General features: G+C 68.9%; 21 protein-coding genes and 1 riboswitch. Of the genes, 7 read left to right on the top strand and 14 right to left on the bottom strand.

Annotation, left to right across the window (positions count from 1 at the left end; all coding sequences use genetic code 11):
- Positions 1–51: 51 nt before the first annotated feature.
- Positions 52–1938: an ABC transporter ATP-binding protein gene (locus ACWGO6_RS04080; protein ID WP_452325899.1), complete on the bottom strand. Its 1887-nt coding sequence runs from the start codon at positions 1936–1938 to the stop codon at positions 52–54.
- Positions 1939–2035: 97 nt separating this feature from the next.
- Positions 2036–2242 carry an AsnC family protein gene (locus ACWGO6_RS04075; RefSeq protein WP_452325898.1) on the bottom strand — a complete coding sequence of 69 codons (207 nt, stop codon included), beginning with the start codon at positions 2240–2242 and terminating at the stop codon, positions 2036–2038.
- Between the two features lie 74 nt (positions 2243–2316).
- Between ACWGO6_RS04075 and ACWGO6_RS04070 the strand changes: the two genes are divergently transcribed.
- From ACWGO6_RS04070 to ACWGO6_RS04060, 3 genes are all read left to right on the top strand, one after another.
- A complete protein-coding gene (locus ACWGO6_RS04070) occupies positions 2317–3348 on the top strand; it encodes an LD-carboxypeptidase (RefSeq protein ID WP_452325897.1) in 1032 nt (343 codons plus the stop codon).
- A gap of 81 nt (positions 3349–3429) precedes the next feature.
- Complete coding sequence (locus ACWGO6_RS04065) at positions 3430–3681, top strand: FitA-like ribbon-helix-helix domain-containing protein (RefSeq protein WP_452325896.1); 252 nt, start codon at positions 3430–3432, stop codon at positions 3679–3681.
- Positions 3678–4055 carry a type II toxin-antitoxin system VapC family toxin gene (locus tag ACWGO6_RS04060; RefSeq protein ID WP_452325895.1) on the top strand — a complete coding sequence of 126 codons (378 nt, stop codon included), beginning with the start codon at positions 3678–3680 and terminating at the stop codon, positions 4053–4055. The genes ACWGO6_RS04065 and ACWGO6_RS04060 overlap by 4 nt, the downstream gene beginning before the upstream one ends.
- Before the next feature lie 83 nt (positions 4056–4138).
- On the opposite strand, the gene ACWGO6_RS04055 is transcribed toward ACWGO6_RS04060, so the two are convergent.
- Positions 4139–5599, bottom strand: coding sequence for an MFS transporter (locus ACWGO6_RS04055; RefSeq protein WP_136043472.1), 1461 nt, complete (start codon positions 5597–5599; stop codon positions 4139–4141).
- 144 nt (positions 5600–5743) lie between these two features.
- Between ACWGO6_RS04055 and ACWGO6_RS04050 the strand changes: the two genes are divergently transcribed.
- Together ACWGO6_RS04050 and ACWGO6_RS04045 are read left to right on the top strand one after the other, a co-directional pair.
- Entirely contained in the window at positions 5744–6238 is a 495-nt protein-coding gene (locus tag ACWGO6_RS04050) for a metallophosphoesterase family protein (protein ID WP_452325894.1), read from the top strand.
- Between the two features lie 26 nt (positions 6239–6264).
- The gene (locus tag ACWGO6_RS04045) at positions 6265–6744 is read left to right on the top strand and encodes a GAF domain-containing protein (protein WP_136043474.1); all 480 of its coding nucleotides are present in this window, start codon (positions 6265–6267) and stop codon (positions 6742–6744) included.
- Here ACWGO6_RS04045 and ACWGO6_RS04040 read toward each other — a convergent pair.
- The 4 genes from ACWGO6_RS04040 to ACWGO6_RS04025 form a co-directional block, all read right to left on the bottom strand.
- On the bottom strand, positions 6731–8479 hold the full coding sequence (locus tag ACWGO6_RS04040; RefSeq protein WP_452325893.1) for a glycoside hydrolase family 35 protein: 1749 nt from the start codon (positions 8477–8479) through the stop codon (positions 6731–6733). The two genes, ACWGO6_RS04045 and ACWGO6_RS04040, sit on opposite strands and share 14 nt — an antisense overlap.
- A gap of 65 nt (positions 8480–8544) precedes the next feature.
- The gene (locus ACWGO6_RS04035) at positions 8545–9906 is read right to left on the bottom strand and encodes an ABC transporter substrate-binding protein (protein WP_452325892.1); all 1362 of its coding nucleotides are present in this window, start codon (positions 9904–9906) and stop codon (positions 8545–8547) included.
- A 66-nt stretch (positions 9907–9972) separates the two neighbouring features.
- Positions 9973–10818, bottom strand: coding sequence for a carbohydrate ABC transporter permease (locus tag ACWGO6_RS04030; protein WP_136043646.1), 846 nt, complete (start codon positions 10816–10818; stop codon positions 9973–9975).
- A gap of 46 nt (positions 10819–10864) precedes the next feature.
- Positions 10865–11782 carry a carbohydrate ABC transporter permease gene (locus ACWGO6_RS04025; RefSeq protein ID WP_136043477.1) on the bottom strand — a complete coding sequence of 306 codons (918 nt, stop codon included), beginning with the start codon at positions 11780–11782 and terminating at the stop codon, positions 10865–10867.
- 159 nt (positions 11783–11941) lie between these two features.
- Between ACWGO6_RS04025 and ACWGO6_RS04020 the strand changes: the two genes are divergently transcribed.
- Positions 11942–12928 (top strand): LacI family DNA-binding transcriptional regulator, encoded by a 987-nt coding sequence (locus ACWGO6_RS04020; protein WP_452326111.1) that lies wholly within the window; start codon positions 11942–11944, stop codon positions 12926–12928.
- A gap of 59 nt (positions 12929–12987) precedes the next feature.
- On the opposite strand, the gene ACWGO6_RS04015 is transcribed toward ACWGO6_RS04020, so the two are convergent.
- The 7 genes from ACWGO6_RS04015 to ACWGO6_RS03985 all read right to left on the bottom strand — a co-directional run bounded on the left by ACWGO6_RS04015 (position 12988) and on the right by ACWGO6_RS03985 (position 18695).
- Positions 12988–13341: a Fe-S protein gene (locus ACWGO6_RS04015; protein WP_452325891.1), complete on the bottom strand. Its 354-nt coding sequence runs from the start codon at positions 13339–13341 to the stop codon at positions 12988–12990.
- Between the two features lie 172 nt (positions 13342–13513).
- Positions 13514–13987, bottom strand: a complete 474-nt coding sequence (ribH, locus tag ACWGO6_RS04010) for a 6,7-dimethyl-8-ribityllumazine synthase (RefSeq protein WP_136043479.1) — start codon at positions 13985–13987, stop codon at positions 13514–13516.
- Positions 13984–15252 (bottom strand): GTP cyclohydrolase II, encoded by a 1269-nt coding sequence (ribA, locus tag ACWGO6_RS04005; protein ID WP_452325890.1) that lies wholly within the window; start codon positions 15250–15252, stop codon positions 13984–13986. Before ribA ends, ribH begins: the two co-directional genes overlap by 4 nt.
- Positions 15249–15878 (bottom strand): riboflavin synthase, encoded by a 630-nt coding sequence (locus ACWGO6_RS04000; protein WP_452325889.1) that lies wholly within the window; start codon positions 15876–15878, stop codon positions 15249–15251. The genes ribA and ACWGO6_RS04000 overlap by 4 nt, the downstream gene beginning before the upstream one ends.
- Complete coding sequence (gene ribD, locus ACWGO6_RS03995; protein WP_452325888.1) at positions 15878–16921, bottom strand: bifunctional diaminohydroxyphosphoribosylaminopyrimidine deaminase/5-amino-6-(5-phosphoribosylamino)uracil reductase RibD; 1044 nt, start codon at positions 16919–16921, stop codon at positions 15878–15880. The genes ACWGO6_RS04000 and ribD overlap by 1 nt, the downstream gene beginning before the upstream one ends.
- A 63-nt stretch (positions 16922–16984) precedes the next feature.
- Positions 16985–17129, bottom strand: a riboswitch (FMN riboswitch).
- Between the two features lie 68 nt (positions 17130–17197).
- Entirely contained in the window at positions 17198–18061 is an 864-nt protein-coding gene (locus ACWGO6_RS03990; RefSeq protein WP_452325887.1) for an Fpg/Nei family DNA glycosylase, read from the bottom strand.
- Positions 18062–18131: 70 nt separating this feature from the next.
- Complete coding sequence (locus ACWGO6_RS03985; RefSeq protein WP_452325886.1) at positions 18132–18695, bottom strand: GNAT family N-acetyltransferase; 564 nt, start codon at positions 18693–18695, stop codon at positions 18132–18134.
- A gap of 76 nt (positions 18696–18771) precedes the next feature.
- Here ACWGO6_RS03985 and mfd point away from each other — a divergent pair, with 76 nt between their 5' ends.
- Positions 18772–22359: a transcription-repair coupling factor gene (gene mfd / locus ACWGO6_RS03980; RefSeq protein WP_452325885.1), complete on the top strand. Its 3588-nt coding sequence runs from the start codon at positions 18772–18774 to the stop codon at positions 22357–22359.
- Positions 22360–22367: the final 8 nt, after the last annotated feature.

The following is a 22367-nucleotide window of genomic DNA, read 5'->3' as shown; positions in this document are numbered from 1 at the left end:
GTAGGTCGGGGCGTCGGCGTGAACCCGGGGTCTCGGCGGGAACGGCGTGCGTCAGGTGAGCAGCTGGTGCCGGGCGAGGTCGCGATAGAGCGGCGTCGTCTCGACGAGCTCGGCGTGCGTGCCCTGACCGACCACGACGCCGTCCTGCAGCACCACGATCAGATCGCTGTCGACGACGGTCGAAAGACGGTGCGCGATGACGATGAGCGTGCGGTCGCTGGAGACGGCATCGATGGCCTCACGCATCCGCTGCTCGTTCACGCCGTCGAGCGATGACGTCGATTCGTCGAGCAGAAGGATCGGTGCGTCGGTGAGCAGGGCGCGCGCGATCGCGAGGCGCTGACGCTCACCGCCGGAGAGCATCACTCCGTCCTCGCCGACGGGTGCCTCGATGCCGAGCGGGTTGCGCTCGAGCACGTCGCCGAGGTTCACGGCACGCAGCACGCGCTCGCAGTCGGCGTCGGAGGCTTCGGGTGAGGCGAGACGCAGGTTCTCGGCGAGCGTGCCCGCGAGGGTCGGTGCATCCTGCTCGACGTATCCGAAGTTGGCGCGCAGGTCGTCACGCGGGTAGCTGCGCGCATCGTGACCGTGCAGGCGGATCGATCCGCCGGTCGGGTCGTAGAAGCGCTCGATGAGCGAGAGGATCGTGCTCTTGCCTGCGCCGCTGGGGCCGACGAGGGCGACGCGGGAACCGTGCGGAACGGCGAACGAGACTCCGCGGAGCACCTCGTGGTCCTGTACGGTCGGCGCCGCGTCCTCGGCGGATTCCAGATGCGCGTCGGCCAGCAGGTTCCGTGCTTCCTTGGCCGCGGCCTGGCGGGCTGCCACGACGTTCGCGGGGTAGTGGAAGCGCACGTCGCGGAACTCGATGGCGGGCGCGCCGGGGGCTGCGTCTTCGTGAGGGAGTGCGGCGGCGATGGCCTCGTCGTCCTGGGACTCCGTCGGCAGGTCGAGCACCTCCTGGATGCGCCCGAGCGCGCCGAGTGCCTGGTTCACCGAGGTGATGGCGCCGAAGGTCGTGGCGAGCGGCATCACGAGCAGGAACAGGAACATGATGAACGAGATCAGCGAGGCGATGGTGATCGCGCCGGCGGCCACCCGGAACCCGCCGACGCCGAGCACCACCAGCAACGACAGCTGCAGCGCGATGCCGGAGACGGGCACGACCATCGAGGAGATCTTGGCGATGCGCACGCCGATGCCGTACGCGTCGGAGGCGAGCTCCGACACCGAGGCCGTCTCGCGCTCGGTGGCCCCCGAGGCGCGGATGGTGCGGATCGAGCCGACCGCGCGCTCCACACCGGAGGCGAGCTCGCCGACCTTCTCCTGCTGGGCGGTCGAGGCGGTGCGGATGCGGCCGCTGAGCAGCACGACGACCGTGACGGAGATGCCGATCACGACGACGATGAGCAGCAGCAGGATCGGGTCGATCACGAGCATCGCGATCAGCGCGCCGAGGAACAGTACGGCGCTGCCGACGGCATCCGCGAGCCCCTGCGTGAGCACGGCGTAGAGGAGGGTCGTGTCGGTGCCGACGCGCGAGACGAGATCGCCGGTGCGGCGGGCGTCGAACTCGGAGGTCGGGAGGTGCAGGATGCGGGCGATCAGCTTGCGGCGACTCGAGTGCACGACCGCGGTGCCGGTGCGCTGGAGCAGATAGTGCTGGAAGCCGGAGATGACGGACGACACGATCACGAAGCCGACCAGCAGCCACACGAGGATTCCGATGCCGGTGTCGGACTGCACCGCCTCGATGACCTGGCCCACGAGCAACGGCTGCACCAGCGAGGTGGCGGCACCGACGACGCTGAGCACGGCGACCACGATGAGGGTGCGCTTGTGTTCGAAGAGGAAGGGGAGGAGCTGGCGGAAGGTGGCGCGCGGGCCTTCGGGCTGTGCGCCACGTCCGCGGCGGCGTGCTGTCGCCGAACCGGACATGCGGGACCTCGATCTGGAGATGGTACTTCGACCGTACTTCGTGCGCGGCCGAATCCTATGGGCGGGCTGTAAGGGGTGTGCGGTGCCGGGGTCGGCGTCAGGAGCGACCGAACCGCCGGTGCGCGGCCTGCTTGCTCACGCCGAGCGCGCTCGCGATCGCCTGCCAGGAGTACCCGAGGTTCCTGGCGCGGCGCACGTTCGCCTCTTCGGCGCGGGCGATCTCCTTGCGCGTCTCTGCGAGCCTGTGCAGCGCGGCCAGCGGCTCGCTGCCATCGTCCTGTGCGATCGCGGTGGGTAGCTTCATGATGGACCTCCTGCGTCAATAGTTGTTGACTGCTGCAGAAATGTCAATGTCTGTTGACGTGTGAGACTTGAGGGATGCTGACCGCTCCGAAGCTCGTTCCCGGCGATCGCGTCGCCATCCTCTCGCCCGCGTTCGCGGCGCCCGCCGTCGCGCCGGAACTCCACGCACAGGCTCTGCGCCGCCTCGAGAAGCACACCGGGCTGATTCCGGTGGAGTACCCAACCACGCGTGAGCTCGACGCGAGCCCGCAGGCACGCGCCGCCGACGTGAATGCGGCGTTCGCCGACCCGGGCATCCGGGCGATCCTCACCACGATCGGCGGCGATGACCAGATCCTCGTCGTCCCGCACCTCGACCCGACGCTCCCGGTGGTCGATCCGAAGCCCTTCGTGGGCTACAGCGACAACACGAACATCCTCAACTGGCTCTGGGGTCTCGGCGTCCAGGGTCACTACGGCGGATCGACAGCCGTGCACCTCGGGCCCGGACCGCAGGTGGACAGCATCCACCTGCGGTCGCTGCGCGCGCTGCTGCTGGACGGCGGCGCGCTGGAGATCACCGAACCGGGGGAGTCGGAGGATGTCGGTCGGAGGTGGGCGGACCCGCGAGCGCTCGTGGAGTTCGGTGACCGCATCCCGACCGAGTCGTGGACCTGGGCCGGGCCCGCCGTGCGCGTCGAGGGCACGACCTGGGGCGGATGTCTCGAGGTGATCGATGGTCTCGCATTCGTCGACCGGCTTCCGGCGGCGGCGCAGCTCGAAGGGGCGATTCTGCTGCTGGAGACGAGCGAGGAGCGTCCGCCGGCCGGTTGGGTCTCACGGTGGCTGCGTGGTCTCGGGGAGCGGGGGATCCTCAGCGCGGTCTCTGCGGTCGTGGTCGCGCGTCCGCCGGTGAGCGACTTCGAATTCCACCCCGGTCCTGCGGAGGCTGCGGCGCTCCGCGCGGCGCAGCGGGACGCGGTCGTCGACGTCGTGACCCGGTACAACTCCGAGGCGGTCATCTGCGTCGGTCCACCGTTCGGGCACACGCGCCCGCAGTGGGTTCTGCCATATGGCGGCACGATGGTCGTCGACGGCGCCACGCGGACGATCGTCGCCGAGTACTGATCGGAGCTAGACGGCGCGACTTATCCACAGATCCTTCTTTCGCGCATGTGCAGCGCATGCGATCCTGGAACGGTGGGTCGGATGCTGCAGGTACGAAATCTCCCGGACGACGTTCATTCACGCCTCAAGGAACGCGCCGCCGCGGAGCGAATGTCGCTGTCCGACTATGTCGCCCGCGAACTCGCGGACCTCGTGCAATACCGGACGAACGCGGAGATCATCGCGGCTGCGCGCGAGCGGTCGGCGGAGCAGGGAAGCGCGCTCACGCGCAGGCAGATCCTCGCGGCGCGTGACGCGGCTCGTGCCGACAGAGACGATGAGCTCGCTCCGTGACCACCGCGGTCGTGCTCGATGCCTCCGCGGCGATCGATGCGCTGTTGGGCACAAGTGAGTGGGTGCACGGTGACGACTTCCACGCGCACGCCGGACTCGACATCGAGGTGCTGTCGGTGCTGCGGCGGCAGACGCTCCACGATGGTCTGCCCGCCCACCGTGCACGGGAGGCGCTCGACCTCTTCGGTGAGCTGCAGATCACGCGGCACCCGCTGCGTCGACTGATACCGCGGATCTGGATGCTGCGAGACGATGTCACCGCCTACGACGCCGGGTATGTCGCTCTTGCCGAGGCCCTCGGCATTCCGCTGCTCACGCTCGACCGGAAGCTCGCGAAGACGGCGGCGCGCTACTGCGAGGTCATCGTCCTCTGACGGGCGTCACGCCCGCGTGCTGATCTGAGTCCTGCGGGAGCGGCAGCCCCGACGCCGACGCCGGCGGCTGCCGCTCTCCGTGATCAGAGCTCGACGGCGGCGGCGACCCCGAGGTCGTCGTCGTAGTCGTGGTCCTTCGTCTCCGGGGAGAGGAGCAGTGCGATGAAGGTCAGCACACCCATCGCGGATAGGTAGAGGCCCACCAGCCACGGCGCGCCGTCGCCGAGCGCCCACAGCCAGAGCGCGATCAGCGGTGCCACGGCCGCGCCGAGGATCGACGACACGTTGTAGGCGATCGCCGACCCCGTGTACCGCACGTTCGTCGGGAACAGTTCGGGGAGCAGGGCGCCCATCGGTCCGAATGTCGCGCCCATCAGCATGAAACCGAACACGAGGAACGCCTGGGCGAGTGCACCGGTGAACTTCGGGTCGACGGCGGGGAGGAGGAAGGTGTTGAACGTGAAGCCGAACACGATGATGGCGCCGGTGACCCAGAGCAGCAGCTTCCGGCGTCCGACCGCGTCGGCGATCGGGCCGGAGAGCAGCGTGAAGATGCCGAAGAACACCACGCCGATGATCTGCATCAGCACGAAGTCGGTGTAGCCGAAGCCGAGGCCGGGATAGAACTGCGCGGCGAACTTGGTCGGGTCGAACGGGGCACCCGTAGCTTCGGCTGCGGCTTTCGCGGCGGCCGACGCGGTCTCGAGCGACGCGGGCTTGGTGCCGTAGGCGAGCGTGAAGTTCGTCATGAGATAGAACAGCACGTACGTCGCCAGCATGATGAACGTGCCGAGGATGAGCTGCTTCCAGTGGTGACGGAACACGGTCGCGAGCGGGAGCTTGCGGATCACGCCCTTCGTCTCCGCCTTCTTGAACGTGTCGGACTCGACGAGCTTCAGTCGCACCCACAGGCCGATGATCACCATGACGGCCGAGAACAGGAACGGGATGCGCCAGCCCCAGGAGAGGAACGCCTCGGACTTGAGCGCCGGGTTCTCGGAGTGCGGCAGCAGCCAGTTGATCGAGAGGAAGAGGAAGTTGGCGATGATGAAGCCGAGCGGTGCGCCTAGCTGCGGGAAGGTGCCGTACCAGGCGCGCTTGCCCTTCGGGGCGTTCTCGGTGGCCACCAGAGCCGCCCCCGACCACTCGCCACCGAGCGCGAAGCCTTGGGCGAGACGCAGGATCAGCAGCAGGAGCGCCGCCCACCAGCCGATGTCCTGGTAGGTGGGGAGCAGACCGATCACGAAGGTCGCGATACCCATCGTCAGCAGCGATGCCACCAGGGTTGCTTTGCGACCGAACTTGTCGCCGAAGTGACCGAACACGACGGCGCCGATGGGACGAGCGACCATCGCGGCGCCGAAGACCGCGAACGACGAGAGGAGCGAGGTGGTGTCGTCCCCGGTCGGGAAGAACAGCACCGGGAAGACGAGCACGGCTGCTGTCGCATACGCGTAGAAGTCGTAGAACTCGATCGTGGTCCCGACCAGGCTCGCCGTGATGACGCGCGAGCGCGGGTTCGCGGGCGCAGTGGCAGTACTCATGAGGCTCCTCCGTTCAGCCCCTTGGTATACCGGGGACTCGGTGAGTTTACGCCTCCCTGAGTGTTGGCTGTGTACGCGTTTCGCGTGTCATCCGGCGAGCGATGCCGTTGCATAGAGTCGGAGGCGGCGAAAGGCGGGGGAACGATGACGACGAAGATGCTGCTTCTGGCCGACACGCACGTGCCGAAACGGGCCCGGCGTCTGCCCGACGCGGTGCTGCAGGCGGTCGACGAGGCCGACGTGGTCGTGCACGCAGGCGACTGGGTCGACGAGGCCACGCTCGATCTGCTCGAGGCGCGGTCGCGGGTGCTGCACGGCGTGTACGGCAACAATGACGGGCCCGAGCTGCGCGCGCGGCTGCCCGAGGTCGCCCGGTTCATGGTCGAGGGTGTCGACATCGCCGTCGTGCACGAGACGGGGGAGTCCCGCAAGCGCGAGGAGCGGATGGACCAGGCATACTCCGGCGTCGATCTCCTGGTCTTCGGGCACTCGCACATCCCGTGGGACACCGTGTCGCCCTCGGGCATGCGGCTGCTCAACCCCGGGTCGCCCACGGACCGCCGTCGGCAGCCGGCGTGCACCATGATGTGGGTCACGATCGACGGCACCTCCGTGGCCGCGATGCGGGTGGCCTTGTGAATCATCCGCCTGTCTACCGCGCTCCGATGCGCTCGCGGGACGACCGGGTCCCCGACGGGCCCGCCGTGGAGCGCGCGCTCGCGGTCGGCGTCTGCGGCGTGGGCGGTGTGCTGGACGCACCGCCCGCCTCCTTCGCGGACGCACTCGTCTCGGTCGATTCCGCCTACGGCGAGCGGATGGCTCGACGCCTCGAGCGATTCGCGGCGGCACCGGATGGGGCGTTCGTCTGGACACGTGACGACGAGGGGCTTGTGTGGCTGGGCATGCTCGACGGGCCGTGGCGCTACGACACCGCCCCGGCAGCGCGAGACGTCGACCTCGTGCACGTCAGGTCGTGCCGATGGCTCGATGCACCGACGCCACCCGCCGACGTCCCCTCCGCCGTGCGTGCGACCTTTGCCAGGGGAGGGCGCAACTGGCAGCGGATCAACGATGCCGATGTCGGGAGAGAATCGATCGGGCTCTGGTCGCGCACCGGAGGTCGCTCCCGGGTCACTCCTCCGTGACGCCGAGTGCCGGTGCGTCGACGAAATAGGCGGTGGGCGTCAGGATCTGCTCGAGCTCCAGCACCACGAGCCGGTTGCCGCCGGGGCGCGTCGCAGGAGCGGGCACGTAGAGCGTGCGCTGCGGCCCGTTGCGCCAGTAGCGGCCGAGGAAGAAGCCGTTGACGAATGCGTATCCCTTGCTCCATGACGCGGTGTCGAGGAAGAGGTCGCTCGCGGTGTCCAGGTCGAACTCGGCGCTCCAGGCGGTGGGGCCACCGGGCAGCTCGCCGCGCGCGGAATCCGAGGTGAGCAGGTCGGCGATGGCGTCGGCGATGGCGGTGACGTCGAGCGGTGTCGAGCGCCACCCGGTCACGGCAACGCCGTCGAGAGTGATCTCGCCGATCAGTCCCTTCTCCTCGCCGAGCCGGTGGTCGTAATTCACCCGGCCCTGGTCCTCGACCAGGATGCTGAGGGTGCGGCCGGCAGGAATCCGGAGCGCACGGTCGTTTCGTGTACGGGAGAGCGTGCCGACGGCCACACCGTCGACGCTGACCCAGGCGAGGTCGCGCACCTCGTCGATGAGGAGGAGACCGCCGTTCCTGTCCGGAAGGTCTACGTCGTACCGCACCAGGGCGCTCAGATGTCCGAGGGCGTCGAAGGTCTGCGGCTGGGCCGCGACCGCACCGGATCCGGCGGCATCCGTCCACGCCCCGGCGGGGGAGAGCGGGACGTCGAAGGCGGGTGCGGTGCTCGCGGGTGCCGGCAGGTCGTCCGGCACTGGGGCGTACTTCGCGATCACCTCTCGGAAGGCGAAGAACTTCTCCGTGGGGTTGCCGGCCTCGTCGAGCGGCGCGTCGTAGTCGTAGGACGTCACGAGCGGCAGGTAGCGGCCCTTGTCGTTCGCGCCGTTGCTGAGACCGAAGTTCGTTCCGCCGTGGAACATGTAGATGTTGACCGAGGCTCCGGCCGCGAGGAGGGCATCGAGATCGGCTGCCGCAGCGGCGACATCGGTCGTGTGGTGTACTCCACCCCACCAGTCGAACCAGCCGTCCCAGAACTCCGAGCACATCAGGGGCCCGGTCGGCTGATGGCGGCGCAGGGTGGCGAGTCGTTCCGCGCTGCGGGATCCGAAGGAGCCGGTCTTGTGGAGTTCGGGAAGGCTGCCGTCGCTCAGCATCTGATCGACGGGTTGATCCACGGTCGTCAGAGGCACCGTGATGCCGGCGTCCCGTGTGACGGCGACCAGAGCTTCGAGGTAGGCCCTGTCCGAGCCGTACGCGCCGTACTCGTTCTCGATCTGCACGAGCACGACGGGCCCGCCCCGGTCGATCTGGCGCGGCGCGACGATGTCGTACACGCGGCGCAGGTAGGCGCTCACCTCGACGAGGAAGTCGGGCGCGGACGACCGCAGATCATCCATGCTCCCGGTCAGCCACACCGGCAGCCCGCCGTTGTGCCACTCGGCGCAGATGTAAGGACCGGGGCGCACGATCGCATCCAGGCCTTCGGCATGAACGAGGTCGAGGAAGCGTCCGAGGTCGTTCCATCCGGTCGCGTCCCACTCGCCGCGCCGGGGCTCATGAGCGTTCCAGGCGACATACGTCTCGATCGTGTTCAGGCCCATCAGCCGCGCCTTGCGGATGCGGTCCTGCCACAGGTCCGGGTGCACGCGGAAGTAGTGGATGGCGCCGGAGATCACCTGGTGCGGCTGACCGTCGCGGAGGAAGTCGGTGTCGCCGAGAGAGAACGTGGTCACGTGTCGGAGTGCTTTCGATCGAGGGGCTGAGCCGGCCCCGCCCGGAGCCGGCTCAGCCGCGGGTGTTACTTGTTGACGGTGAAGCCCTGCGCGTTGCCGTACTCGACCAGCGCGTCCTGCCAGGCTGTGAGGCCCTCGTTCAGGTCGGTGCCGTTCTGGTACGACTGGCCCACGGTGTCGCCGAAGATGCTGTTCGCGTACACCTGGTAGGGCAGGTAGCTCCAGTCCTCGACCACCTCGTCGGCTGCGGCCGCGAGGACCTCATTGATCTTCTGTCCGCCGAAGTACTCGGGTGCATCGGCGAGGAACTCCTCGCTGGAGAGCTCGGCGGTCGTCGACGGGAAGCCGCCGGACTCGAGGAAGATCGAGATGCTCTCCTCCGAGTTGTTCAGCCACCACAGGAAGCCGGCTGCGAGTTCCGGGTTCTTGCTCTGCGACGTGACGGCCTGACCGCCACCGCCGTTCTCGGCGCTGGCCGGGGTGCCGTCGTAGGTCGGCATCGGCGCGACTCGCCAGTCACCGGCCCCGTCGGGGGCGCCGGTGATGAGGTTGCCGGGCATCCAGGCGCCGATCACGAGGGTCGCGAGGCTGCCGTCACCGAGGCCGCGGAACCACTCGTCGCTCCAGCTGCCGTAGGGCGCGACCAGATCCTCCTCGACGAGGCGGTTCCAGTTCTCCGTCCACTTCTTCGATCCCTCGTCCTGCAGGTCGATCGTGACGTCGGTGCCCGAGGTCTCGAACGGCTTGCCTCCGGCCTGCCAGATCATGGAGGTCGCGAAGCCGGCGTCGCCGGTGTCGTTGGTGATGTAGGCGTCCGGGTTCAAGGCGTGGATCTTCTTCGCCGCCTCGTAGTACTCGTCCCAGGTGGTCGGCACCTCGACGCCCGCGGCGTCGAACACGGTCTTGTTGTAGAACAGCGCCATGGGGCCGGAGTCCTGCGGCAGGCCGTAGATCGCGTCACCGCTGGTGACCGAGTTCCAGGTGGACGCGGTGTAGTCGTCCTCGAAGTCGGCGAAGCCGTACTTCGACAGGTCGGCGAACGCGTCGGTCAGCGCGAACTGCGGGAAGGCGTAGTACTCCACCTGCACGACGTCGGGGGCGCCGGAGCCCGCCTTGATCGCGTTCTGCAGCTTGGTGTACTCCTCGTTGTTGGTCCCGGCGTTCACCAGGTTGACCTTGACGTTCGGGTACTCCTTCTGGAACGCCTCGACCTGGGCCTCGGCAGAGGGGGTCCACGACCAGTACGTGATCTCGCCGCCCTTCTCGAGTGCGGCCTCGACGGAGTCGAAGGAGCCGGAACCGCCGTCGGAGCCGGAGCCGCTGCCGGCGTCGCTGCCGGTGCTGCAGCCGGTCAGCGTCAGTGCTGCCACGGTTCCTGCGGCGAGCACCGCGAGGGCGCGCCGTGTCGGTGAGGGAAGGTGCTTCATTGCTGTGTCCTTTCGAGAGGTGCGATCCAGCATCGGATCGCGAGGGGGTGAGGAAGGAGTGCGGGGCTACTGCTTGACGCTTCCCGCGGTGAGACCTGACTGCCAGAAGCGCTGCAGCAGCAGGAAGGCGATGACGATCGGGATGATCGTGAGGAGCGAGCCCATGATCACGAGGTTGTAGATCGGCTGCGAGCCCGCGCCGATGGCCTGCGCGCTCCACTGGTTCAGGCCGACCGTGAGCGGGTACCACGCCGGATCCGAGAGCATGATCAGGGGCAGGAAGTAGTTGTTCCAGGTCGCCACGACCGTGAACAGCGCGACCGTCACGATGCCTGGTGCGAGCAGACGCATCGAGATCGTGAAGAAGGTGCGGAACTCTCCTGCGCCATCGATGCGCGCGGCCTCCAACAGCTCGGTCGGCACGGACTCGGTGGCGAACACCCAGATCAGGTACAGCCCGAAGGGGCTGATGAGTGAGGGGATGATCACGGCCCAGGGGGTGTTGGTCAGGCCCAGCTCACTGAAAAGCAGGAACGTCGGGACGGCGAGTGCCGTGCCGGGCACGGCCACCGCGCCGAGAACGACGGCGAAGACCGCGCGCCTGCCGAGGAAGCGGAACTTCGCGAGACCGTATCCGGCCATGGTGGCGAGCAGCGTCGCACCGCCCGCGCCGACCACGACGTACAGGAGTGTGTTGCCGAGCCAGCGGAGGAAGATGCCGTCGCGGTACGAGAACGTGGCGACGAGATTGTCGAAGAACGCGAAGTCGTCGGCGAACCAGAGGCCGAAGGAGCTGAAGAGCCCGGCCTGGGTCTTGGTGGAGCTGAACAGCAGCCAGACCAGCGGGACGAGCGTGTACAGCGCGTAGACGATCATGACGATCAGCAGCGTGTTGGACTTACGCGGATTCATCGGATCGTGGCGTCGGCGGGAGGGGCGGGCGAGGGGGAGAGCCATGTCAGCGCACCTCCGACTTCGAGCCGCGCAGCTGCACGACGTAGGCGATGACCGCGGTGATGATGCCCATGATGATGGCGATCGTGGCGGCGTAGTTGAACTGCTGTCCGGCGAACGACAGGTTGTAGGCGTACATGTTCGGCGTGAAGAACGTGGTGATCACGTTCGGAGCCAGGGGACGCAGGATGTTCGGCTCGTTGAAGAGCTGGAAACTGCCGATGATCGAGAAGATCGTCGCGATCACGAGCGCGCCGCGCACGGAGGGGATCTTGATGGAGAAGATCGTGCGCCATGCCCCCGCGCCGTCGAGGGAGGCGGCCTCGTACATGTCGGTCGGGATGGTCTTGAGTGACGAGTAGAAGATCAGCATGTTGTAGCCGACGAACTCCCACGTGACGATGTTGCCGATCGAGAGCAGCATCCATTCCTTCGCGAACGGCGTGATGGCGTCGACGCCGAGGAAGTCGTTGATGTTGCTCGTGAGGCCGAACTGATCGCCGTAGATGTAGCCCCACATCAGCACCGCCACGACGGCGGGCACGGCGTAGGGCAGGAAGATCAGGATGCGGAAGAACGATGCACCGCGCAGACGGGCGCTGTCGAGGGCGAGTGCGGCGCCGAGCGCGAGGAGCAGCATGATCGGCACCTGCACCACGAGGAAGATCAGCACGCGGCCGAACGCCTCCCAGAACTGCGGGTCGGTGAGCGCGCGGACGTAGTTGTCCAGCCCGACGAACGCGTTGCCGCCGATGAGCTTCTCCTGGAAGAAGCTCAGGTACAGCGCGTAGGCGAGCGGTGTCAGGAACACCAGGGCGAAGACGACCATGAACGGCCCGACGAAGGCCCAGCCCTTCCAGTCGCGCTTGTCGCGGCGCCGGACGCCGGGGGCGCCCAGGGCTACGGGGGTTTCAGTCGTCATCGACGATTCCTTCTTACGTTCCGGGCGCAGCGTGCGCCGTGTGTCAACGTCAACATATTCGATGCGCTGCTAGTGTGTCAACGTCAACATATGAGGGGATGGGTGATCGTGATCCCAGCGCAACCGACGGAGACGTCGACACGTCGTCGTGAGCCCTCGATGGAAGACGTCGCGCGGGAGGCAGGTGTCTCCGGGCAGACGGTCTCGCGCGTCGTGAACGCCAGGGGCTACGTCGGCGCCGCCACCCGCGAGCGCGTCGAAGCCGCGATGCACAGCCTCGGCTATCGACCCAACAGCGCCGCTCGTGCACTGAGATCAGGGCGATTCCGCACCATCGGCGTCGTGATGTTCTCGTTCAGCTCCTATGGCAACCAGCGCACGCTCGACGCCATCGCCGTGCGCGCCGCGCAACTCGGCTATGCCCTGACCCTCATCCCCGTGGAGTCGAGTGCCGGCGAGACCGTGGCCGGTGCGTTCCGGCGACTGGAGGAGCACGCGGTCGACGGCATCATCATCGTGATCGAGGCGCACCAGCTCGACGAGGCCGACATCGAGATTCCTGAGGCGCTGCCCGTGGTGTTCGTCGACTCGAACCGCGGTGAGACGCATCCGTTCGTCGACACCGACCAGGCTCAGGGGGCGCGACTGGCCACCGAGCATCTGCTCGAACTCGGCCACGACACGGTGTGGCACGTCACCGGCCCCTCGCGGTCGTACTCGGCGGAGCGACGTCGTGAGGCCTGGCAGGAGACCCTCGAGCAGCACGGACGACCCGTGCCCGAGCCGCTGCAGGGCGACTGGTCGGCGGCCTCGGGCTATGCGGCGGGGCTCGCACTCCGGGAGATCGACGGCGTCACTGCGGTGTTCGCGGCGAACGACCAGATGGCGATCGGCGTGCTCCGCGCATTCCGTGAGGCCGGACGCGACGTGCCCGGCGATGTCAGCCTCGTCGGATTCGACGGATTGCCGGACGCGGCGCAGCTGTGGCCGCCCCTCACGACCGTGCAGCAGCACCCGGAACGGGTCGGCGCACTCGCGGTGGACGCGCTGCTCGCCGAGCTCGACGGCACCGGGAGACAGCAGACGCCGCTGGTGAGCACCGAACTCGTCGTCCGGGAGAGCACGGCGGCGCCGCGCAGACGCTGAGACTCAGCGGACTCGGGAGGCCTCAGCAGAGGCGCGGAGGCTCAGCGGAAGCGGGAGGCTCAGCGCCAGATGACGGCGAGGCCCGCGTTCAGGAGCGCCAGGATGCCGATCAGCCAGAACACGGCGGGCGGCACGGTCGCGCCGCGCTTCTGACGGGCGGAGCCGATGCCCAGCAGGGCTCCGATGATGAGCAGCACGACGAGCTTAACGCCGATCTTGACGTAGTTGAGGTCGTACTCGATGCCCCACGGAGCAGCCAGCGCGAGGCCCGCGACACCGGCGATGGCCAGGCCGTAGTCCATGATCTTGGTGATCTGGCGCTTGCCGCCGAACGCCTGAGCCGCCCACGCTCCGAACAGCACGGCGAAGCCGATGAGATGGACGAACAGCACGATGTGGCGCAGAGTCTCCATGCCCTCACCGTAGGAGGTGCGGGTCGGTCCGCGCTAGCAAGGTCAGGCTGGCCTGCGCAGGTGTACGGCGGGCTCGCCTGCGTCCACCTGTCGGGAGATTGCACGGATGTCGGACGGAAACGCCGATTTCGCCCCTACGCCCGGTCATTCTCCCGACAGGTGGACGGCCGACTCAGCCGCGCAGCTCCCGGACCACGAGCGCGGTGCGCAGCGCGGCGTCGGCCGCCTCGGCACCCTTGTCTTCCTTGGAGCCCTCGAGCCCGGCCCGGTCGAGACCCTGCTGCTCGTCGTCGAGGGTCAGCACGCCGAAACCGACCGGCTTGCCGGCGTCGAGCGCGACGCGGGTGAGGCCGTCGGTGGTCGCGGCCGACACGTACTCGAAGTGCGGGGTTCCGCCGCGGATGATGACGCCGAGTGCGACGACCGCATCGGCGCCGCCGGCGAACGCGGCCTGCGCGGCGAGAGCGAGCTCGAAGGAGCCGGGCACCCGCACGAGGCGGTGCGTGGCCTGAGCGTCGTTCAGCACGCGCTCCGCACCGGCGATGAGGCCGTTCGAGATCGTCTCATGCCAGGTGCCGGCGACGATCACGACGTTCAGGCCGCGTCCATCGATGTTGCCGGTCTCGGGTGCTCCTGCGCCGCTCATTTCTCGTCCTTCCCGTGGGCGAGCGCCTCTGCGAGTTCCGCTTCGCCGATGATGTGACCCATCCGGTCACGCTTGGTCTCCAGGTACTGGTGGTTGTTCGGCCCGACGCCCACGATCAGGGGCACCTGCTCGATCACGTCGAGCCCGAGCTCGCGGAGCTGTTCCACCTTGTCGGTGTTGTTGGTCAGCAGCCGCACCTTCGACACGCCCAGATCAGCGAGGATGCCCGCCGCCGCAGCGTAGTCGCGCGCATCGGCCGGCAGCCCGAGCGCGAGGTTCGCGTCGACCGTGTCGAGGCCCTCCTCCTGCAGGCTGTACGCCCGCAGCTTGTTGATGAGGCCGATGCCGCGCCCCTCGTGACCGCGCATGTAGATGACGACGCCGCCCTGCTCCTCGATCGCATCGAGCGCCGAATCCAGCTGCGGTCCGCACTCGCACTTCAGCGAGCCGAACGCCTCGCCGGTCAGGCACTCCGAGTGCACGCGCACGAGAGCCGTCTCGCCCAGCTCACCCGAGACGACGGCGATGTGGTCGGTGCCCGTGACCCGGTCCTTGTAGGCGAGGAAACGGAAACTCCCGTGGGTGGTGGGGACCGTGGCGTCGGCGCGCAGACTCACACGGCGCCCGCGGTGCGCCGAGGGGGTGGCGCCTTCGGGGTCGATCTCGTTGAGGTGCGCGATGAGCTGCTCGATCGTGATGACCGGCACCCCGTCGCGAGCGCCCAAGTCGATCAGGCCGGGCAGGCGCATCATGCTGCCGTCTTCGGCGACCACCTCGGCGATCGCGCCGACCGGCCGCAGGCCCGCGAGCTTCATCAGCTCGACGGCGGCCTCGGTGTGCCCGCTGCGCTCCCGCACGCCGCCGTCGACCGCGCGCAGCGGCAGCACATGGCCCGGACGGATGATGCTGGTCGCCGTCGAGCCCGGGTTCGCCAGCACGTTCAGCGTGTGCGCGCGGTCGTGGGCGCTGATGCCGGTCGTGACGCCCTCGGCGGCGTCCACGCTCACGGTGTAGGCGGTGGAGCGGGCGTCTTCGCTGGCGGCCACCATCGGCGGCAGGTTCAGGTGATCGGCGAGATCGGTCGGCATCGGGGCGCAGATGAAGCCGGACGACCAGCGCACCGTCCACGCCACCCACTCGGGCGTGGCGAGTTCGGCCGACAGGATCACGTCGCCCTCGTTCTCGCGGTTCTCGTCGTCGGCGACGAGCACGGGGCGCCCGGCGCGCAGCGCCTCCAGGGCCTCGGCGATGGTGGAAAGGCTCATCGCGAGCCTCCTTCCGGTGCGGCACGGAACGCGAGCAGGCGCTCGACGTGGCGGGCGAGGATGTCGGTCTCGAGGTTGACGCGGTCGCGGACCGCGCGACTGCCCAGAGTGGTCGCGGCGAGGGTTTCCGGGATGAGCGAGACCTCGAACCAGGGGGAGGGGTCGGCGGGCTCGCTGACGGCACTCACGGTCAGCGATGTCCCATCGACCGAGATGGAGCCCTTGTCGACCACGAGCGGGGCGAGGTCGGACGGCAGGCTGATGCGCAGGACGCTCCACTGGGCGCCGGGTCGCACCTCGAGCACCTCGCCGACTCCGTCGACGTGCCCCTGCACGATGTGTCCGCCCAGTCGCGCGCCGACCGGCATGGCCTTCTCGATGTTGACGCGCGTGCCGATCATCGCCGACCCGATCGCGGTGACGTCGAGCGTCTGCTTCATCACGTCGGTGTCGAAGGTGTCTGCGGTGGAGCCGACGACCGTGAGGCACACGCCCGAGACGGCGATCGACTCTCCGTGCACGGCGTCCGCTGCCGCGCGGGGGGCGCGCACGGTCAGGCGCCAGCCGTCGCCGGCGGGCGCGATCGCGGTGATCTCGCCGATCTCCTCGATGATTCCTGTGAACATCAGGCGGCTCCTTCGTTCTGAGGGTCTGTCGGTGCTGCGGGGTGTGCGATCGCGAGCAGATCGGACCCGAGGGGTACCCACTCGTCGATCGTGAGGCGGCGCGCCTGGTCGATCGACGCGACGCCGATGTCGCGAAGGGCGAGCATGTCACCGCCGAGCAGCACCGGCGCGATGTAGGCGAGCACGCGGTCGGCCAGACCCGCCTCGATGAACGCGCTGGCCAGGGTCGGCCCGCCCTCGACGAAGACGCTCTGGATGCCGCGCGCGTGCAGATCCGCGGTCACCGTCTGCAGATCACGGGTCTCGTAGAAGAGGGGGGAGTGCGGATGCCGGTGCACGGCGGCGTCCGTCGGCGTCGGGCGCGCACCGATGACCACCGGGATGGGCTGGTGCGGCAGCAGCTCGTCGCCGTCGCGGGCGGTGAGCGCGGGGTCGTCGGAGAGCACGGTGCCGGTGCCGACGACGATCGCGTCGGCCTCCGCGCGGCGGCGGTGCACGTCGGCGCGGGCGGCCGGCCCGGTGATCCACTGGCTCGAACCGTCGGCAGCAGCAGCGCGGCCGTCGAGGCTCTGCGCCCACTTGACCGTGATGTGCGGGCGTCCCAGCCGCTGCGCCGTGAGCCAGCCGTCGATGAGCGCCTGCGCGGCATCCGCCTGCTCACCCGATTCGACGTCGACGCCGGCGGCGCGCAGGCGTTCCGCCCCGCCTCCCGATTCGGCGCCGGGATCGTCGAGGGCGTACACGACCCTGGTGACCCCCGCCTCGATCAGGGCGACGGCACAGGGACCGGTGCGGCCGGTGTGGTTGCAGGGCTCGAGCGTCACGACGGCCGTGGCGCCGCGGGCATCGCCGGGCGCGAGCTTGGACAGCGCGTCGACCTCGGCGTGCGGGGTGCCGGCTCCGTGATGCCAGCCCTCGGCGAGGACGGTGCCGTCGGGGGAGAGGATGACCGCTCCGACCTGCGGGTTCGCCCCGCGGGGTCCGCGCGTGGCGAGCTGGAGCGCGCGATCCATCGCGCTGCGCTCTGCCGCGTTGACTGCCATCCCTCGTCCTCCTCTGAGGCTTCGGGGTCAGACAGGGATGGCGGAACGGACGCACGGATGCGTCTCGTGCTGCCTCCCTTCCGGACTAGCGAGGTCTCCCTCGCATCACCGTCGGTCCCGGAATTCCACCGGATCGGCATCCCGATCTCTCGAGACGCTCGCGGACTGTCACCGCCGGTTCGGATTCCCACCGACCCCGGAGCACGTTGTTGCTCTGAGTGTACTCAACGCATCTGCGCACATTTCATTCCAAGACATGGACCGGCAGGGGCGCGATCACTTCAGCAGTCGAGAGAGTCGCCGATCGGCGAGCACCTTGCCGCCGGTCTGGCAGGTGGGGCAGTACTCCAGCGAGCGGTCGGCGAAGAACACGCTGCGGACCGTGTCACCGCACACGGGGCAGGGCTCGCCGCGGCGCGCGTGCACCTGCATCCCGCGGCGCTTGGCGTCTTTGAGGTCGGCCGGAGGTTTGCCCGATGCTTCGGCGACCGCCTCGGTGAGTGTCTCGCGCATCGCCCCGTACAGGCGGTCGATCTCCGTATCGTCGAGCTTTCCGGCGATCGCGTACGGCGACATCCGGGCGGCATGCAGGATCTCGTCGGAGTAGGCGTTGCCGATCCCCGCGAGCACCGCCTGGTCACGCAGCAGCCCCTTGATCTGCATCCGCCGATCCTCCAGCAGCGCGGCGAACGCGTCACGGGTGAACGAGTCGTCGAGCGGATCGGGGCCGAGCCGTGCGATGCCGGGAACCTCGCGCGGATCACGGACGACGTACACGGCCAACGACTTCTTCGTTCCGGCCTCGGTCAGATCGAACCCGCTGCCGTCGTCGAGCGCGATCCGCACGGCGATCGGCGACTTGCCGGGTTTGATGAGCGTTGTCGGGAGTACCTCGTACCAGCGCAGCCACCCGGCCTTCGCGAGGTGGAACACGAGGTGCAGCTCGTCGCCGCAGGACAGCACGACGAACTTGCCGAGCCGAGCGGATGCCGTGATGGTGGCGCCCTGCAACGCGGTGATCGGGGGATCGTACGTCTTCAACGCGGCGATCGCCGACACGGTCGCGCGGGTGATCGTGCGCCCCACGGCACGGTCGGCGAGGAACATGGTCAGGCCCTGGACTTCCGGCATCTCCGGCATGCGTTCATCCTGTCACCGGCCGCCGACACTGTCACCTGGCGCCGACGCTCCGGGCCGCGGCGATCGCGCCTCAGAGGATCGGCCAGTCCACCGGTGCGCGGTCGTCATCGTGCAGCAGACCGGCGATCCAGCCGTCGTCGCGACCGCGCGGGCTCGTGAGGGCTTGCCGCTGCAGGCCCTCGTAGCGGAAGCCGAGCGCGCGGGCGGCACGCGCCGAGGGGACGTTCCCGGCGACGGCCCGCCAGCGGATGCGGACCAGGCCGAGGTCGGCGAAACCCCAGTCGATCACGGCGCGGGCCGCTTCGGAGAGATGACCCTTGCCCCGAGCGGCCGGGGTCACCCAGTGCCCGAGCTCGGCGGATGCGCCCGTGAAGTGGGCTGCGATGCCGTGCAGACCGATCATGCCCACGAGCTCGTCGTCGGCGTACATGCCCCAGACGGCCTCTGAGCCGTCGGCCCACGATCCCGCGACGAGACGCACGAAGTGCTCGGCATCCTCGCGGTTGTAGGGGCTCGGAACCGTCGTCCAGCGCGCGATCTCCGGGTCCTGGCACGCCTCCGTGATCGCATCGATGTCCGCCTCCGTCGGTGCATGCAGGACGAGGCGTTCGGTGGTCAGGGTGACGGATTCCATCCCGACAGCCTATTGAGATCGGCGCCTCGGAACGGGGCGCAGCCGGAGTGTCCGTGGGCGCGACTAGTCTTATCCGGTGACTGTTCCGGGGATTCTGCGCGCCTTGGAAGAGGCGTCTCTGTACCGTGACGCCCTGCAGTGGGCGCACACCGATGCCGACCTCGGGCTGGTCGACGGGCTCGATGCACCGGCGCTCGCGGGCCTGCTCGGCAAGCGCGCGGCGGCCGGGCACCCCCCGGCGCTCCTCGCCGTCGTCCCCACGGGGCGCCGTGCCGAGAGCCTGGCGCTGGCGATGCACGCCTACCTGCCCGATGCCGACATCCTGACGTTCCCGGCCTGGGAGACGCTGCCGCACGAGCGCCTGAGCCCCAGCGTCGACACGGTCGGCCAGCGCCTGCAGACGCTGCGCCGCATCGCCGAGTGGTCGGGCGACCACCCGCTCGTGATCGTCGCCTCGGTGCGCGCGGCGCTGCAGCCGATCGCGGGCAACCTCGGGGAGGTCGCGCCGCTCGAGCTCTCCGTCGGCAGCAGGGGCAACGAGCTCGACCGCGTGGTCGAGCAGCTCGTGGAGCGCGCCTATTCCCGCGTCGACATGGTGTCCCGCCGTGGTGAGTTCGCCGTGCGCGGCGGCATCCTCGACGTCTTCCCTCCCGTCTCGGAGCACCCGTTCCGCGTCGAGTTCTTCGGCGACGAGATCGACCAGATTCGCGCCTTCTCCGTCGCCGACCAGCGCTCGCTCCCGGGCGACGTGCCCGGCGTCGACCTTCCGCCCAGCCGCGAACTGCTGCTGACCGCCGACGTCCGCGACCGAGCACGCGGTCTGATCGAGGGTTTCCCGGCGATAAGGGGCATGCTCGAGAAGATGGCCGAGGGCATCCCGGTCGAGGGCATGGAATCGCTCCTGCCCGCGGTCGCAGGCCCGCTGAAGTCCCTGGCCGAGTACCTGCCGGCGGGCGCGGCGACGGCCGTCGTCGACCCCGACCGCTCCACCGCGCGCGCGATCACTCTGGGCGACACGAACCGCGAGTTCCTCGATGCCGCCTGGAGCGCGGCCACCTCCGGCGCGTCGGCGCCCATCGACCTCGGGGCGGGCGACTTCCTCACGATCGCCGAACTGCGCGAGGTCGTGCGCGACCGGGGTGGTGTCTGGTGGCAGCTGAGCCCCTTCGGCATCAGCGTCGGCGACGGCGATGCGGCCTCCGATGCGGATGCCGCCACCCTCGGCGCCGCCATCATCCCGTCGTTCCACGGCAACGTCGACGGGGCGATCTCGTTCGTCGAGGCCAAGGTCACCGACGGCTGGCGCGTGGTGGTGATCGCCGCCGGCAGCGGCCTGGTCGACCGCGCACGCGACGTGCTGTCCGATCGGGGCCTCGCGGCTCGCGTCGTCGAGAGCCTCACCGATGCGCCGGAGGCGGGTGTCGCGACCCTGGTCACGGGGTCCGTCGAAGCCGGATTCCAGGTGCCGGAGGCGAAGCTCGCCGTCCTCACCGACAACGAGTTCTACGGACGCACGATCGGTGGCGACCAGCGGGTCGTCAAGAAGCTCGCCTCACGGCGGAAGAACGTCGTCGACCCGCTGCAGCTGAAGCAGGGCGACTTCGTGGTGCATGCCACCCACGGCATCGGGCGGTTCGTCGAGATGACGCAGCGCGAGGTGTCCACCGGCGGCCGCAACGCCACCAAGTCCGTGCGCGACTACCTCATCCTCGAATACGCGCCGTCCAAGCGCGGCTATCCGGGCGACAAGCTGTACGTCCCCACGGATCAGCTCGACTCCCTCTCGAAGTACGTCGGCGGTGAGGCCCCGACCCTCTCGAAGATGGGCGGCAGCGACTGGTCGCAGGCCAAGGGCAAGGCCCGCAAGGCCGTGCGCGACATCGCCGTCGAGCTCGTCAAGCTGTATTCGGCGCGCATGAGCGCCAAGGGTCACGCATTCGGCCCGGACACGCCCTGGCAGCGCGAGCTCGAAGAGGCATTCCCGTTCGCCGAGACGCAGGACCAGCTGCAGACGATCGACGAGATCAAGGCCGACATGGAGCGGCCGATCCCGATGGACCGGTTGCTCTCCGGCGACGTCGGCTTCGGAAAGACCGAGGTCGCCGTGCGCGCGGCGTTCAAGGCGATCCAAGACGGCAAGCAGGTCGCGATGCTCGTGCCGACGACCCTCCTGGTCAAGCAGCACATGGAGACCTTCACCGAGCGCTTCGCCGGCTTCCCGGTGAAGGTGCGTGCGCTGTCGCGGTTCCAGACCGACAAAGAGGTCCGCCTCACCCTCCAGGGGCTGCTGGAAGGCTCTGTCGACATGATCATCGGCACCCACCGCATCCTGACGGAGGGGGTCATCTTCAAGGACCTCGGGCTGATGATCATCGACGAGGAGCAGCGGTTCGGCGTCGAGCACAAGGACGCGCTGAAGAAGCTGAAGACCAACGTCGACATCCTCGCCATGAGCGCCACCCCGATCCCGCGCACGCTGGAGATGGCGGTCACGGGTATCCGCGAGATGTCCACACTCGCGACGCCGCCCGAGGACCGGCATCCGATCCTCTCGTTCGTCGGACCCCGCAGCGACAAGCAGATCGCCGCGGCCATCCGGCGGGAGATCCTGCGCGAGGGTCAGGTCTTCTTCGTGCACAACCGCGTGCAGTCGATCCAGCGCGTCGCGGCGCAGCTGGCGGAACTCGTGCCGGAGGCGCGCATCGCCGTCGCGCACGGGCAGCTGGGCGAGCATCAGCTCGAGCAGGTCGTCGACGACTTCTGGGAGCGCAAGTTCGACGTGCTCGTCTCGACCACCATCATCGAGACCGGCCTCGACATCTCGAACGCGAACACCATCATCATCGACCGTGCCGACAAGTACGGGCTCAGCCAGTTGCACCAGCTCCGCGGTCGGGTCGGGCGAGGGCGTGAGCGGGCGTACGCGTACTTCCTGTACGACGAGATGAAGCCGCTCTCCGAGACCGCGGCCGACCGTCTGCAGACCATCGCGGTCAACAACGAGCTCGGTTCGGGCATGCAGGTCGCGCTGAAGGACCTCGAGCTCCGCGGCGCGGGCAACATGCTCGGCGCCGAGCAGGCCGGGCACATCGCCGGCGTCGGCTTCGACCTCTACCTGCGCATGATCGGCGAGGCCGTGGCGACGTTCCGCGGCGACGAGGTCGAGACGGGGCAGGAGCTGCGCCTCGAGCTGCCGCTGGACGCGCGCATCCCCGAGTACTACATCGACAGCGAGCGGCTGCGTCTCGAGGCGTACCAGAAGCTGTCGGCGGCCTCGGCGGCCACCGCGAAGGACGGCGCCATCGACCTCGTGATCGAAGAGCTCGTCGACCGCTACGGCACGCCGCCGGAAGAGGTCGAGGGACTGCTGGCGATCTCGCGGTTGCGTCGTCGGGCTGCGCGGGCAGGCCTGACGGACGTGGTCGTGATGGGGTCGAACCTGCGCATCGCGCCGGCGCGGCTCGAGGACTCGATCAAGGTGCGACTGCAGCGGCTGTATCCGAAGGCGAAGCTCGTGGCCGGGGGAGAGGCGCTGGTCGTGCCGATGCCGACCGTGCCCGCCGCTGTCGGGGTCGGGCTCGAGCCGCTGCCCGACACGCAGCTCCTCGAATGGGTCGAGCAGCTTTTCACCGCGATCTTCCCTGAGCCGGTCAAAGCCGAGTAGCGTGCGGC

The organism is Microbacterium sp. NPDC055665, assembly GCF_053618035.1.
Note: the sequence above shows the minus strand (reverse complement) of the source record. Positions and strands in the feature narration are given on the sequence as shown.